The sequence below is a fragment of the Clostridium carboxidivorans P7 genome, assembly GCF_001038625.1.
GTDB classification, from domain to species: domain Bacteria; phylum Bacillota; class Clostridia; order Clostridiales; family Clostridiaceae; genus Clostridium_AM; species Clostridium_AM carboxidivorans.
On sequence record NZ_CP011803.1, the window covers coordinates 1,158,125 to 1,173,452 of the forward strand.

The window sequence follows — 15,328 nt, forward strand, 5'->3', positions numbered from 1 at the left end:
GTATAATTTATTTGAGAATTGAAATTAAATATTAAGGAGATACACAATATGAAAGTATTAACTGTACAAAGTATAAAAAAAGTATATGGCGGACGTCATGGAGGAAATGTTTCAAATGCATTAAATGGAATTAGTTTTGAAGTGGAAAAGGGAGACTTTGTTGGGATTATGGGGCCATCAGGAGCAGGAAAGTCCACACTTTTAAATGTTATAGCTACTATAGACAAGCCTACTTCTGGTAATGTAAACATAGGAGGCAAAGATATAGTGCATTTAAAGGAACCTGAACTTTCAAGGTTCAGAAGAGAATGTTTAGGGTTTATATTTCAAGATTATAATTTGCTTGATACCTTAACTTTAAAGGAAAATATAATACTGCCTTTAACGCTTTCTAAAGTTAGTGTTAAGAAAATAGAAAGAAGTGTAGAGAAAATAGCAGAGGCTTTAGGTATAGAAAGTATACTCAATAAATATCCTTATGAGGTGTCAGGAGGTCAAAAGCAGAGAACAGCTGCAGCTAGAGCCATAATAACTAATCCAGAACTTATACTGGCAGATGAACCAACAGGTGCTCTTGATTCTAAGTCATCAAGAGAAATGCTTAACTGTATGAGTGAATTGAACAAGGAGGAAAATGCTACAATTTTAATGGTAACTCATGATGCTTTTGCAGCTAGTTTTTGTAGGAGAGTTATATTTATAAAGGACGGTAGCTTGTTCACTGAAATAATCAGTAATGGAAATAGAAAAGAATTTTTTGATAAAATTCTAAAGGTATTATCAGCACTTGGAGGTGAAAACAGTGACCTTCATTAATTTAGCTGTAAATAATGTTAAGAAAAACTTCAATAATTATATTATGTACCTTGTAAGTGCTGTATTTTCAGTAATGATATTTTATATTTTTTGTTCTATTGCTTTTAATGATGTATTTGTAAAACTTGCAGATAATAAGCCTACAGTTAAGCTTATATTTAAGGCTTCGGCTATTATAGTTGCTTTATTTTCTTTTATATTCATATGGTATTCAAACAGTTTCTTTTTAAAGAATAGGAAAAGAGAAATAGGTATATATTCTATGATTGGTATGGAAAAAAAGCAAATTGCAAAAATGTTATTTTATGAAAATTTAATTATTGGCAGCTTATCAATAGTTTGTGGAATAATTTTAGGAGTGATGTTTTCAAAATATTTTTCGCTTATGCTCATTTACTTAATGAGGGAAACTCTGAATATAAAATTTGCTATTGTTTTTAAAGCTTTTTACATAACTATTTTAGTATTTTTTATACTCTTCTTATTAAATTCTATTCACAGTTACAGTACAATATATAGGTATGAGGTAATAGAACTTTTAAGTGCACAAAAGCAGGGAGAAAAAACTCCAAAAGCATCATGGTTTATGTCGGTGTTATCCTTAGTATTTATTTTATCAGGATACTTTATGTCTTATAATAAAACTACAGTACAGCTTATAAGACTGGGTATACCAATAGTTATTTTAGTATCTATAGGTACATATATGCTTTTTAATAGTTTAATTATAATATTTGTACAAGCTATTAAAAAGAATAAAAGGTTTTATTATAGAGGACAAAATATGTTGTCTACAGCTCAAATCCTCTATAGAATAAAAAGTAATGCAAAAACTCTTTGTATTATTTCTCTTTTAAGTTCAGTAACCTTGACTTCTATTGGAGCAGCTTATTCTTTTTATAAAACCACAGAACAAGATATAAGCAGGAGTATGCCTTTTTCTTATGAGTTTATGAATACAAATAAAGAATTAAGTGAAAAAATTGAAAGTGTGATAAATAAATATAATGATAATAAATTGATTTCAATAAATAATTTAAAGCTTATAAATGCAAAGATTAATTTGCCTATGCTGCAAAAAGATGATTTTGAAGGGAAGATAATATCACAAAGTGATTACAATAGTGTAATTGCTATAAAAAATAGAGAAAATAAGATATATTTAGGAGATAATGAATGCTTACTTATTAAATCTGGTGAAGTATCTAATAAAGAAAAATATTATATCAATAGTAAGACTTCAATTAAATCAGGCAGTTCACAAATGAATTTTAATATTAAAAAAGTTACAGATCAGCAGGTAGTAAGCTATTTTATAACAACAAAAACTATTATAGTTTCGGATAAAGCCTTTAGTGATTTAAGCAGTAAGGGTGAAGTTATTAATATAACTGGATATTTAGTTCAAAATCCAGAAAGATCAAAAGAGCTTACTAAGGAATTAAGCAAAGTTGTTCCACAAGGAATATACATAGATTCCTATTACGATACTTATCAAGGATTTTATAAGGGCGGAGCTGTATTTATTTTTATTGGAATTTTTTTAGGAATATTATTTTCTCTAGCAACAGGAAGTATAATTTCCTTTAAACAATTAATGGAAGCAGCTGATGATAAAAAGAGATATTTAACTTTAAGAAAGATAGGAATGAACAAGAAAGAAATAAAGAAATCCGTAGCAAAACAATTATCAATAACTTTTGGAATGCCTTTAATAATTGCACTTTGTCACAGCACAGCAGCTTTAATGGTATTTCAAAGATTAATGAATGAAGCAATAATGAAATATTGTATAGTGATAATGCTATTTTATATATGTATTTACTTTATATATTACATTGCAACAGTAAACTCCTATACTAATATTGTGTGGGGGAAAGAATAGAGGTTATATATAGTACATTTTTTTAAGGAAAGGAAATATATAATGAACTTAGTGCATGTTCATTAGGTAAGGTGCGTTTATGTTTAAAATACTTGTAGTTGAAGATGATGAAATCATAGGAGAAGAAATAATTACTGCTTTGAAAAAGCAGGGATATGAGAGCAAAAAAATAGAAGATTTTAATATGGTCATAGAAGAATTTATAAAATATAAGCCAGATTTGGTACTCATGGATATAAACTTACCAGTTTATGATGGCTTTTATTGGTGCGGAAAAATAAGAATGCTTTCAAAGGTACCTATAATTTTTATATCTTCAAGAACTGAGGAAATGGACATAATAATAGCAACAAATATGGGTGGAGATGATTATCTTACTAAGCCATTCTCTATAAATATCTTACTTACTAAAGTAAATGCGCTGCTCAGAAGAACCTACGCTTATTTTAATGATTTGGAGTCAGATGTAATTACACATAAAGGCTTAATACTAAACTTAAAAGATGACACTATTATGTATAATGGCAAAAGTCTCCAGCTAACTAGAAATGAATTTAAAATACTTCATATACTTATGAAAAACAAAGGTTCCATAGTAAGTCGTGATAGAATTATAAGAAGTCTCTGGCAGGATGAGAGCTTTGTTGATGATAACACTTTGACTGTAAATATTACAAGGCTCAGAAAAAAACTTAAGGATATTGGACTGGAAAATTACATTCAAACCCAAAAAAGTATGGGGTATATAGTATGAGTTTAAAAGAATATTTAAGGGATAGAAGAAGTTTAATCATTTTCTTTATTACATTAATGATATTTATAGGTGGAGTAATTTTCTTTGATAAATCCATAAGAATGTTAAAATCCAATGCGGAATATTTAGTTACAGTTTCTTTTTTGATGTTCTTAATATATCTTGCAATTGATTATAGTATAATTGCTTGTCATATAAGTAAAATCAAGAAGATACCTAAGGAAGGATTAGATTGGATTTACAGCTTACCTTCTCCTTTAAGCTGGGAGCAAAAAATTTATTTGGATACAATAAATAAGTTACATGAAAATGCTAATATACAAATAGAAAAGCTTATTGACAATAACAATGAAAGTGTTGAATTTTTAACTACTTGGGTTCATGAAATAAAAACTCCTATTGCAGCTTCCAAGCTTATAATTGAAAACAATTTAAATAATGACAATGAAAAACTACTATATGCAGTAGAAATGGAAATAGAGAAGGTTGAAGATTATATTCAAAGGGTATTATTTTATTCTAGGATAAATGATTTCTCTAAAGATTATAGAATAGATACTGTTAAAATTGAACAGATTGTGAAAGATAGCATAAAAGGTGAGGCTTCTTGGTTTATAAATAAGGATATAAAATTGGAAGTAGAAAATTTGGATATAGAGGTTAATTCTGATTACAAATGGCTTAAGTTCATAATAAAACAGATTTTGGACAATGCCATAAAATATACAGCTAAAGGTGGAAATATAAAAATATATGCTAAGGTAGAACAAAAGGAGAAAATTCTTTGTATAAAGGATAATGGTATAGGTATAAGAAAAGAAGATATTGAGAGGGTTTTTGAAAAAAGCTTTACAGGTTACAATGGAAGGGTAAAGCAGCACTCAACAGGAATGGGACTTTATATAAGTCAGAAGCTTGCAGGAAAGCTAGGAAATTATATAACTATAGATTCTGAATATGGCAGCGGTGTGGAAGTTTCAATTCACTTTCCTTTTATGAGTTATATGTAATTTGAACAAAAGCTATGTATATAATGAAGTTTGTTTTCATATTTATACATGGCTTTTGTTTTTGTATAGAACTTTTATTACAGTTCATTATAAATCGTTCATAGCTTGATAGCGTATCTAGCTATAAATAGGCTAATTTTTTAGCTAGCTTGTTTTTTAAAATGGGGCTTTTTTATAAGATAGTAGCTTATAGAAGTAATGCAGCCTACAATTGCAATTACAGCTAATGTTAAGTAAGCAGCAGACATATTTGCAAAATCAATGATATTTCCTGCTAAAAGGGGAAATGTTGTCATACCAATTGCATAGATTGCCTGGAAACATCCCATTGCTGTAGACTTTTTATCTGCACTTATGCCATCCATAGCTTGTGCAGTAAGATGCGAGAAAAGGATTCCTGTAGACATTCCAGGTAAAATTTGAAACATACAAATTAAATAGATAATATGAAGGTTAGGAACAGCAGCACAATATACTGCTATAACACAAAATACAAAAGGAATCCAAAACCTTGGGCCTTTTTTTGAACAAAGCTTTGAACTGGCAAAACCAGCCCAAAAAACTGATGATAGCATGTAAATAATTGAAGATAATCCCACAATAAATGAAGAAGCACCTAATCCTTTAATTATTTGAGAAGTAAAGGACATAGTTGTTGTCATTTGAATACCTTGCTGTATAAGTGCTAATAGAGAGAAAAATATTAATTTTCTATTTAAGCATACTGACAGCAAGCTTTTAGTGGATGGAGAAGAAGTACGAGCATTATTTCTCTCTTTTATAAATAAACTTAATATAACACCTAATATTCCAGCAGCTACACTGGTTGTACAAATAAAATTCATACCAAGCTTATCATAAAATAAAGTACTGGTAATAAATCCACACAACATACCAAAATTATTTGCTAATATGATTTTACTAGTAGCTTTTTGCTGTTCCTCTCTTGAAAAAAAACTCATATAAAAAATCATGAAACAAATCCACATTGCAGAGGCAAGTCCAGAAAAAATGTTTGCAATTAAATAACCCAATCCATTTGGCATAATAACACGAAATATAGAGGCTGCACCTGAAGAAAAGGCACCAATCATGATAAAACGCTTATGTTTTCCAATCTTATCAGCCATAATGCCTACAGGAAGTCTTAATAATAATTGTGAAATTCCATAGGCACCAACAATAGTTCCAATCATGGAAGAAGTTACACCAATGGAAGCAAGATAAGGTGTTTGATATGGAATATAAACATACTGTCCAAACCAAAATAGTGAAACAATTAAAAGTAATAATTTTTTTTGGATAGACTGTTCGCCCTCATTCATAAAGTTAATTCTCCTTTGTTAAAAAAATAATAAGCCCCTCCAAACATCCTTAGGAGGGGCAAACACAACATTTGATACAATTTAGGTTAAATTATAGTACAAGTATTTTTCTTTGTCAAGGTGAGCATTATGTTAATTTTTATTACTTCTAGCTCTATTTTTTTTACTGAGAATTAAGGACAATATAAAACCTATTCCAATTAGTAAAGCTGCAATTGTTATAGAATGATTAAAACCAGTGTATATTGCATTTACTTGATTGGTGGAAGCTGAAGCATCATTTATATTTTTCAAATAGATATTCTGATAAGCTGTCATAATGCCTACAAATAAAGCTGAACCTAAAGCACCAGCTATCTGCATTGCAGTATTTACTATAGCAACACCATCTGCTTGATTTTTACCAGATAATTCACTAAGTGCAGTGGTTTGGCTGGTTGACATCGACATAGATATTCCTATCATTATAGCACAATATATAAGGGTAATTGTGCTTATAGGAGTTGATGGTGAAATATGTGATAACACAAAAGTAAAAATACATGCTACTGCGAAACCTAATGGAATGATTATATTTCCGCCTATTTTATCATAAATCTTACCAACAAATGGAGTTAATACACATCCAAGAAGAATTGGTGGTAATATAGCCATTGCTGATGTGAAAGAGGATGTATTTAAGCCGTTTTGCAGCAGTAGTGGTAATATAACATTTATTGAAAAGTTGAACATTTGCATTAATATAATCAGTAGTGTACCTATTGCAAATACAGGATGTTTAAATGATCGTATTTCCAATATTGGCTGCTTTAAAGATAATTGGCGTTTTCCAAAGAAAATTAATGCTATTAGTCCAATTACAAAAATAGCAGCAGTAGATAATAAACTTGAAGTACCAACTGAACTTACAGAATATATAATACCAGCAAAGCCTATAGTTGATAGTAGTATGGATAAATAATCAATTTTAGGTTTTGTTATTACAGAGATATTTTCTAAATAAATATAACCTCCAATAATACAAATCAATAAAATTGGAATTAACAGCATAAATAATGAGTGCCAACTAAAATGCTGAAGAAGTAAACCGGAAACTGTTGGACCAAGTGCAGGTCCCAATGTGATTATACAAACACATAATCCCATTATTGAACCACGCTTTTCTGGTGGAGTTACTACTAAAGCTGAATTCATCATAATAGGTATGAGCATACCAGTACCTAAGGCTTGAATTATTCTTGAAATTAATAGTGCTGTAAAGGTATTAGAAAATACAGCACATAGTGTTCCAATTAAAAAAATTATCATTGCACTTAAAAATAGTTGTTTTGTAGTAAAAGTATGAATAAGGAAAGCTGTAACTGGTACAAGAATTCCAACTACTAATACATAACCTGTGGTAAGCCACTGAGCCGTAGTAGCTGTAATGTGCATTTCTGTCATTAATTTAGGAAATGCTACATTTAGTATTGTTTCATTAAATAGTGCTATAAAGCTTCCAAGCAGTAATACAAACATAATTGCTTTTGCATTGTACTCAGGCTTTTCTTCTGTATAAATTTGTTTTGCTTCCATAAAATATAATCTCCTTAAATTTTTCTGTAGACCAGTCTATATATTAGGAGCATAAATAAGCACTTTAAAAATAATGCTTATTATAATAAGTTAAAATTTTATATTTGCCAAAATTAAATTATTTAGCATTTATGTATGAACTTAATAAAATACCAAGTTGTTTACCAACTGTTAAGAGAGCTCTAGGATTTTTTTCTGTAACTGATGCTGTAATAGCTCCTTCAATGGAAACTTGAATAAAGGTAGCCAGTTCATTTACCACTTCTTTGGAAAGTTCACTTTCCATTAGCTTTTTAGCATAGATATTTTCTATGGTTAAAAATGCTGATTCACAAGCTTTTCTCAAAGATTCAATTGATAAATAAGTTTCTAAAGCTATGAGACTTAAAGAAATATCTTTTAATTTTCCATTGTTTTCTAAGTCCTCCACGATATTTTTGATTACGGATTGTACAGCTTCAATTGGATTTGAGTGTGCATTTAGTGTGTTTTCTAATCTTTTTTGGATGGTCTTACTAGTAAGGTTTATAGCTTCTAAAGCTAATTCTTCTTTTCCACCTGGAAAATAGTAATATAAAGAACCTTTAGGTGAATCACTTTCCTTTAAAATTTCATTTAATCCTGTAGCATTATATCCTTTAATTTGAAAAAGCATTGCTGCTGCTGTGAGTATTTTTTCTCTTGAATCAGTTTTATTTTTCATTGAATTAATATCCTTTCTAATAATATAACGACTGGTCTATATATATTATATAAATATAATTTGAAAAATGTCAACAGTAAAATGAAATTAAAACATTTTGAAATATTTGTATTATAGTACATTATGTAAAACTATTAATTGAATTGTTGATTAACATAAATGTGAAATAAGCTCCACTGACTATAATTGATTATAGTTGGTGGAGCTTATTTTTTATAAAGTTTATTTTTTTAAATTTACTCTTATGGCATAACCACTTTTTATTTTATATACTCCTTTTAAAGAAACAACATTTTTATTTAAAGACTTAAACTCAGAAGTATTGTTTTGTGTGTTATATTTAATAGAAAAATCATCCTTACCATCATCATCAAAATCTATACTTTCAGAAATTATAGTAGGTGTGTTTTTGCCTGCATAATCAACTTCTACAAAACCTTCAGATCTATCAGAAAAAAGTCCTTGGAATACAGGTTTGTGTATTTTTATTTCAGCATCTTTAGAAGTAAGTGTTTTATATATTTCACCTCCAGTAAATAAAGGAGAAACCTTTAATGAAGTTATATTGACAAACTCTTTGGCTAAGCAATCATTGGCTATGAAAGTAGCTAATACTACAAACAAAGCTAAAACAGCAGCAAAGTATCCTAAAAAAGCTTTTAATTTAATCATTTCATTCACCTTCCTTTAAAAAAAACTGCCTGTAGTTATAAGTTTTAAAATTCTATATAATCCTTTAACTATTGCTCCACCACCAATTGTGAGTGCAAAAATATAGGCAGGGTAAAGAAAAAGATATCTGGATAAATTAGTCTTCACTCCTATTTTTGTTCCTTTTATATGATAAGATACAGCAGAAGAAGGACAGATATCTATACATTTTCCGCATTTAGTACAGGTTATTAAAGCCTTTCCATTTGAAAGACTACTTTCATCTATTGAGTAAGTTGGACATTCTCTTACACATTTTTTACAATTTAAACATTTATCCTTATCTATTCTTATTTCAAATATATTTATTTTGTTAAAGAGAGATTGAAAAGCTCCAAAGGGACAAAATAGTCCGCATTGAGTTCTTTTTCTAGTAAGTATAGGCAGTACTATAACTAAAATTAAAAATAAAGAGCAAAAAACTATAGTTTTAATTAACACTATTGTAGAAGTTATCTGTTCTGCTTCTGTAACTGCTTTAAAAGGACAAAGCCAATCACAGTAAACAGGAGAAAGAGTAGCTGCCGATAACAAAACAATGGATATTAAAATAGCAAATGGTAGATAAGTCCACTTTCTATTTATTTTTAACCTTGGCTTTTTGCATAGGGAAGAACATCCCTCATCAAGTCCTCCATAAAAACAAGCCCAGCTGCAAAAGCCTCGTCCAAAGGCTAAAGTAGCTCCAAGCCAAATAACTATCATACTTGCAATGCTGGCAAATCCAGTTAAAAGAGAGCCAGGGAAAATTATAGTTTTAGTTAAAGCAGCAGGTATTATGATCATTGGAATTACCATGTGGCAAAAAGGGGTTTCTCCATTAATAAAAGTAGATTCATTATAGAAAATGCTGCCTCTTACTTCTATTAAATTAGTCATAAAGCTGACTGCAAAAAGCAGCGCATAGGTTACAAAAAATATTTTCCTGTATTTATAGGTTTTCTTTGTGTATACCATAAGAAAAAATAATATGTTTATGAAAATATAAACTATGAAAAAGGAAATTTTCATTAAAGGTTCCTTTGGAAGAGTAATGCCTCCGTTCATTAAAACAATACTTAATAATAACACTGGTATACAAGCCATTATTGATTTTATGATTTTTTTATTCTTACTTGTTTCTGCTATTTTTTCAGTTTCTAAATTATTCATTTTAAAATCATCTCCTTAAAAAGCATTATAATTCCTGAATACATATAAAACACTCCAATTACTAAAGAGCACATTTGACCTACTAATTTAATTTGTTTTCCTTTTAAGACACCTATAAAAGGAAGTGGCATAAAGTAAATAGCAGTGCCTATAAAAAAGGCAGCAAAGTACAAAATACTGCTTATAACATTGGAAAAGAAAGCAGCATCAGAGAAAGCTAAAATAAATGGTGGACATACATTTATGCCAGTTAAAAATCCTAAAAGTAGTATAGTTGCAAAGTTTTTTTCCTTATTTGAGTTATTAAAAAATTTACTAAAATATTTAATATTGCAGACTCTATGAGACTTTGAAAATGTGTAAATTATAAGAGTAAATGATAAAAATATATAAGATACAGCAAATATAAATTCTTTATAGTGTGATTGTTTTATTATAAAGTTTCCTGTAATCCACGCTAAAAGAGCAAATAATACATAACCAAGAAGTCTTCCTAACATAAATTTTGATAAACAAATAAAATTCCATTTTGTCTTTTTATTTTCACTTAAAATATATGGAACAAATACGGGAATACAGGAAGCAAGACAATACCCCCCACTTGAAAGTCCTAAAATAAATCCTTTCAGCATATATAAAGTACCTCCTTTTCTCTATAATCCCATTGTAGTTAATTTTATGAACATAAACTATAGATTGCTTTTAACATGCAATATTGAGTATGTAAGATGCATTAAAATAAATCTTAAGGTTTTCTTAAGGTTTCCTTTAACATTTTTTGAATATTTTTTTTTAATATATATGTACAAGGTAAATATTTTAAGTGATAATAAAATTAAGATGAAATGGTGGAGGAAAATATTATGAATATAGAGATAAAGGAAAAAGCAAATTTGATGGCAGAAAATTACAAAGAACTTAAAGGAAACTTTAAATGGGATACAGGTATATTAAAACATTTTTGTGCAATGATGCATGCTGTAAGAGGAGAAAGAGTAAATGCAGATAAAATTAAAGAAATAAAAAATTATATAAAGGAAGAAACAGGTTGGACATCTGATTATAGAGGAAACAATTTATTGATTATATCTACTCTCTTGTGTTTTGAAGAAAATTATAAAAGCTTTTTTAAGAATATGGTAGAGGTTCATGAAAAAATGAGACAATATGGCTTTAGAAAAAGTGAATATTTGCCATTAGCTACCTATACTATGGTAAAAGATGTGCCTGAAGAACAGTGGAATTGTAAACTTCAAAGAATGGATGAGTTTTACAAAGGCATGAAGGAAAAGCATTTTTGGCTAACTTCTACTGATGATTATGTTTTTGCTGCAGTACTTGCTGCTACAGATTTAGATGTAAAGGAAACTATGAAAAAAGTAGAAGAGTGCTATAAAGCTTTAAATGAAGAAGGATTTGGGAAGGGGAATGATCTTCAAACATTGTCTCATATTATGGCACTTGGAGAAGAGTCTGTTTATGAAAAATGTAAAAAGGCAAATTCACTTTATAATAAACTTAGAAATGAAAAATGTAGGCTTAAATATAGTGGACTCGCAACTCTAGGAGTTTTAACTCTTATTGGAGGAAATGAAGATCAGATAGTTAGAGAAATAAAAGAGGTTAATGATTTTATTTATGAAAAAGATGGATATGGTATGTGGAGTTTAGATAAATCTATGAGAACTATACTTTCAGCTAATTTGGTTTGTGATTTTTATATAGATGAAATGAAAAAGGGAGTACTTAAGGTAGCACTGGCAAATAGTATTAATGCTATTATTATTGCTCAAGAACAAGCAGCAATTGCAGCTTGCATTGTAGCAAGCACAGCAGCAGCTTCATCATCAAGTTCATCATAAGAAAGTAAATATAATTATAAAAGTAACTTTCACAGTTTAAAAATTATGCGATGTAAAGATGCAGTGGAAGTTTGAATTTTAACTTTCATTCCGTGATATATGATAAGGGTGTCATCACGGCTAAATGTTTTAATTATTCTAAAGCTCGAAATTTTTGAAAACCTAAGAACTTTGTCAAACTCGGTTCCCTCAGACAGGACTAAAGTTCTAAGGTTTTCAAAAATTTTGAGCTAAGAATAATACTAAAACAATTTAGCTAATGTGATGACACCCTTATCATATATAACTGCATAAAAGTTAAAATTCAAACTAGCAAATTCAAGTGTACGCACATAATTACATTGTCATAAGTAGTTTTAGTAAGTCAAAATTATATTTATAATCATAACTTATGATGCTTAAAAATTAAGGTGTAGCCTGCTGTTAGGCTAATATATTTCATTTAAAAGCAAATTGTTTTCTATATTTATAAAAATCTTAAGAAAATCTTAAGGAATACTAAAGTATATTGTAAAAATTAAGCTATATAATTGTATCTTGTAAGTTATGAGAGGATGTGTTTAAATGTCAGAATATATTATTCCAATAAAGACAGCAGTGATTACTTTTCCGATTTTTGCAGCACTATTTACACTTCCATTTTTGATATACCAATATAGAAAGCATGGATATATAAATTATTACAGAGCACTATTTTTATACTCTTTCTTGTTATATTTGATAACAGCATATTATCTTATTATACTGCCCTTACCTAAAACACATGATGTACTGAGTTTACAAAAACCTGGAACCAAGCACACCCAGTTAATGCCATTTACATTTGTGCTAGACATTTTAAAGGAAACAAAGGTTCAGCTAGTAAAACCTTCAACTTATTTTCATTTATTTAAAGAAAGAGCTTTTTTACAAGCAGCCTTTAATGGAATTTTGCTATTACCACTGGGAATTTATTTAAGCTATTATTTTAAAAAGAGTCTTAAAAAGATTGTATTAATATCATTTTGTGTTTCTTTATTTTTTGAACTTACTCAGCTAAGTGCATTATATGGTTTTTACAATGCACCTTATAGAACTTTTGATGTAGATGATTTGATGTTAAATACTTTAGGTGGATATTTAGGATATATGACATCACCAGCATTCATGAGATTATTACCTAATGTTAGTAAGTTGGACGAAAGTGTTCAGCTTGAACAGATTACTATTGGTTTTATAAGAAGATTCTTAGCCTTTATATTTGATTGGGGTATTTTTATCATTTTATCAATAATTACATTAGGACATTTAAAAATATATATATTTGTATTCATCTATTTTATATTAATTACTTATTTTACTAATGGTAGAACTTTTGGAAAATGGATTCTTAGAATAAAGATTATAGGTAAGGATAAAAAATTAAAATTTAAAGAGGTATTTATAAGATATGGTGCATTATATTATGGTTTTTTTGGAGTAAATTATATAATTTTTATTGGTAATATATTAAATCGCAATATATTAAGCAGCTGTCTTAATTACATTTTAATGATTTTAGTGTTTTTATTAAATTTAGCAGTCATACGAAATTTTACAATACACTTTTTTTCAAAGGATAAAAAATTATTTTATGATAAAATGAGTGGGACAAGGTTAATAGTGGCAGATTAAAATAATCTAGCCAGTGACATTAAAGTTATTCACTCGACTTTCGCAGTTTAAAAATAATAAGAAGTATTATTTTGAGATGACAATGAAGGTAAGGTTTCCTCCTTCACTGTTCTCTCAAAAAGTTGTGTTGCAACGTGCTCGTTCGTTATATTAAGTTAAGCTTTATTTTTTACTTTTGTTATTTTAAATGAAGTTATCAGCAGTTGGATGCCTATTACTGCAAAAAATACGCTAAAAACTTTACATAACATATTATCATTGAGTGAATTGGCGAAATTAGATCCAATAAAGCCTCCAACAATTCCACCAATAGCCAGATAGATGCCTACTTTGTAATTCAGTAGACCATTTTTATGATGTTTTGTAGCACCTACAAAAGCTGTTGGAATAATAGCAGCCAATGCAGCAGCCTGGGCTGTATGCTGAGAAATATGTAATAAAGATACGGTAATCGCCACCATAATTGCACCGCCACCAATTCCTAACATTCCACTAAGTATACCTGTTAATATACCTGTCAATATTGATAACACGATAAACATTTAGAAAACGCCTCCCATCTTTAGTGCTGTAATGATACATAATAGTGCAAGTATGCGTTTTAATATCACAGCATTAACGTGAGGCATTAAAGATGATCCAATATACGCGCCTACCATACCACCAATTGAGAGTAGACAAGCCAAATAAATATTTAAATTACCATAACTGTTATAAACTATGGCACTTATTAGTGCAAGAGGTGCAATAGCTGCCAAGGAAGTAGCTTGTGCTTTATGCTGTGATAATCCTAAAAATAATATCATACCAGGAATCATTATGATTCCACCTCCAATACCAATCAATCCAGCACCTATTCCTCCAGCTACTCCAATTGATATAGATTTAATTCCATCTTTCATATTATACATACATCCTTTCTAATATTGTTATCTTTTAAGGTTGACTTTCATTTCGTTCAAAATTTCTGATATCATTTTGACAGCTTGATGCTCATTATCTTCTTTTTTTATAAGACGATTAATAACAATATCATGAAAAATATAATCTTCAAGTAAATAAATATGAGTAGGATCGTCAGTGTAAAAAGCATTGCCATTAAGTTCCGAAGAATGACCATATAATAATTTCTTGCTGTCAACGGAAAGAATGAACCAAGGTTTTTTTTCAATAGTATTATGTAGTTTACTTTTTCTATGTTTATCCAAAAAATTTATTGGATTGTCTACTTCAAAAGTCATTCCAGAAACCTTGCAGCCTCGCTCAATGCATAATTGTAAATCTGGTAACAATTCTGCATACATATGATTCCAAATAGAAATAACTATTTGATTCTTTGCGTCATGCATCAAATTTTTGCAAAAAGCTAAAATATTTTTTTCTCCTTTTACTGTTGAAACATAAATGTCTTCTTTTTTATCTTTATCTTCTATTAATTTAAGTTCTTTTTCAACATCATTGTAAGTACTGCTCCATTCTTCACGTATTCTTTCAAGAAATACATTACTAGGTAATGCGGTATAATTTTTAATATTATCACTTGTTTCTTCAAACATAATAATGCCGCGATTAGTAATAGACTCAAGAATATCATAAATACGTGAACGAGGTATTCCTGATGCTTTACTTATACTATAAGCATTTGCTGTTCCAATACTTAATAATGCTACGTAGGCTTTAGCTTCATATTGATTCAATCCGAATTTTTGTAGTTTTGTAAACAAAGAGTTTTTTTCCATTCTTATTTCAATCCTTTCATGAATAAAAATATTTTTATCAAATTTAGTACATACGATATAGTTACTACCATAGTAGTAACTATATTAGAAAAAGTAATTTATGTCAATAGTTATTTTATTGGAGTTGGCGCATTAAGAAATTT

15 protein-coding genes are annotated in these 15,328 nt (G+C 28.9%); 6 read left to right on the forward strand and 9 right to left on the reverse strand.

Annotated elements, in window-relative coordinates; translation table 11 throughout:
- Positions 1-48 precede the first annotated feature (48 nt).
- The 4 genes from Ccar_RS04975 to Ccar_RS04990 all read left to right on the forward strand — a co-directional run bounded on the left by Ccar_RS04975 (position 49) and on the right by Ccar_RS04990 (position 4,465).
- Positions 49-816, forward strand: a complete 768-nt coding sequence (locus Ccar_RS04975) for an ABC transporter ATP-binding protein (RefSeq protein ID WP_007062992.1) — start codon at positions 49-51, stop codon at positions 814-816.
- Entirely contained in the window at positions 803-2,701 is a 1,899-nt protein-coding gene (locus tag Ccar_RS04980; protein ID WP_048029948.1) for an ABC transporter permease, read from the forward strand. The genes Ccar_RS04975 and Ccar_RS04980 overlap by 14 nt, the downstream gene beginning before the upstream one ends.
- Before the next feature lie 79 nt (positions 2,702-2,780).
- Positions 2,781-3,455 carry a response regulator transcription factor gene (locus Ccar_RS04985; RefSeq protein WP_007062989.1) on the forward strand — a complete coding sequence of 225 codons (675 nt, stop codon included), beginning with the start codon at positions 2,781-2,783 and terminating at the stop codon, positions 3,453-3,455.
- The gene (locus Ccar_RS04990; RefSeq protein ID WP_048029950.1) at positions 3,452-4,465 is read left to right on the forward strand and encodes a sensor histidine kinase; all 1,014 of its coding nucleotides are present in this window, start codon (positions 3,452-3,454) and stop codon (positions 4,463-4,465) included. The genes Ccar_RS04985 and Ccar_RS04990 overlap by 4 nt, the downstream gene beginning before the upstream one ends.
- Positions 4,466-4,605: 140 nt before the next feature.
- On the opposite strand, the gene Ccar_RS04995 is transcribed toward Ccar_RS04990, so the two are convergent.
- The 6 genes from Ccar_RS04995 to Ccar_RS05020 form a co-directional block, all read right to left on the reverse strand.
- Positions 4,606-5,790, reverse strand: a complete 1,185-nt coding sequence (locus Ccar_RS04995) for an MFS transporter (RefSeq protein ID WP_007062986.1) — start codon at positions 5,788-5,790, stop codon at positions 4,606-4,608.
- A 132-nt stretch (positions 5,791-5,922) separates the two neighbouring features.
- Positions 5,923-7,365, reverse strand: a complete 1,443-nt coding sequence (locus Ccar_RS05000; protein WP_007062985.1) for an MDR family MFS transporter — start codon at positions 7,363-7,365, stop codon at positions 5,923-5,925.
- A gap of 118 nt (positions 7,366-7,483) precedes the next feature.
- The gene (locus tag Ccar_RS05005) at positions 7,484-8,068 is read right to left on the reverse strand and encodes a TetR/AcrR family transcriptional regulator (RefSeq protein WP_048029952.1); all 585 of its coding nucleotides are present in this window, start codon (positions 8,066-8,068) and stop codon (positions 7,484-7,486) included.
- A 222-nt stretch (positions 8,069-8,290) separates the two neighbouring features.
- The gene (locus tag Ccar_RS05010; protein ID WP_007062983.1) at positions 8,291-8,740 is read right to left on the reverse strand and encodes a hypothetical protein; all 450 of its coding nucleotides are present in this window, start codon (positions 8,738-8,740) and stop codon (positions 8,291-8,293) included.
- A 15-nt stretch (positions 8,741-8,755) separates the two neighbouring features.
- Positions 8,756-9,931, reverse strand: coding sequence for a 4Fe-4S binding protein (locus tag Ccar_RS05015; RefSeq protein WP_007062982.1), 1,176 nt, complete (start codon positions 9,929-9,931; stop codon positions 8,756-8,758).
- Complete coding sequence (locus Ccar_RS05020; RefSeq protein WP_048029953.1) at positions 9,928-10,563, reverse strand: sulfite exporter TauE/SafE family protein; 636 nt, start codon at positions 10,561-10,563, stop codon at positions 9,928-9,930. Before Ccar_RS05020 ends, Ccar_RS05015 begins: the two co-directional genes overlap by 4 nt.
- Before the next feature lie 231 nt (positions 10,564-10,794).
- On the opposite strand from Ccar_RS05020, the gene Ccar_RS05025 reads away from it, so the two are divergent.
- Together Ccar_RS05025 and Ccar_RS05030 are read left to right on the forward strand one after the other, a co-directional pair.
- Positions 10,795-11,793 (forward strand): DUF4003 domain-containing protein, encoded by a 999-nt coding sequence (locus tag Ccar_RS05025; protein ID WP_007062980.1) that lies wholly within the window; start codon positions 10,795-10,797, stop codon positions 11,791-11,793.
- Between the two features lie 564 nt (positions 11,794-12,357).
- Positions 12,358-13,446, forward strand: coding sequence for a VanZ family protein (locus tag Ccar_RS05030; RefSeq protein WP_007061736.1), 1,089 nt, complete (start codon positions 12,358-12,360; stop codon positions 13,444-13,446).
- A gap of 155 nt (positions 13,447-13,601) precedes the next feature.
- Here the strand turns inward: Ccar_RS05030 and Ccar_RS05035 are convergent, their stop codons facing one another.
- Genes Ccar_RS05035 through Ccar_RS05045 form a run of 3 tightly spaced genes read right to left on the reverse strand, consistent with a single transcriptional unit; the run spans position 13,602 to position 15,185 of the window.
- Positions 13,602-13,988 carry a sulfite exporter TauE/SafE family protein gene (locus Ccar_RS05035; protein WP_007061735.1) on the reverse strand — a complete coding sequence of 129 codons (387 nt, stop codon included), beginning with the start codon at positions 13,986-13,988 and terminating at the stop codon, positions 13,602-13,604.
- Entirely contained in the window at positions 13,989-14,348 is a 360-nt protein-coding gene (locus tag Ccar_RS05040; RefSeq protein WP_007061734.1) for a sulfite exporter TauE/SafE family protein, read from the reverse strand.
- A gap of 27 nt (positions 14,349-14,375) precedes the next feature.
- On the reverse strand, positions 14,376-15,185 hold the full coding sequence (locus tag Ccar_RS05045; RefSeq protein ID WP_007061733.1) for a TrmB family transcriptional regulator: 810 nt from the start codon (positions 15,183-15,185) through the stop codon (positions 14,376-14,378).
- Between the last annotated feature and the right edge of the window lie 143 nt (positions 15,186-15,328).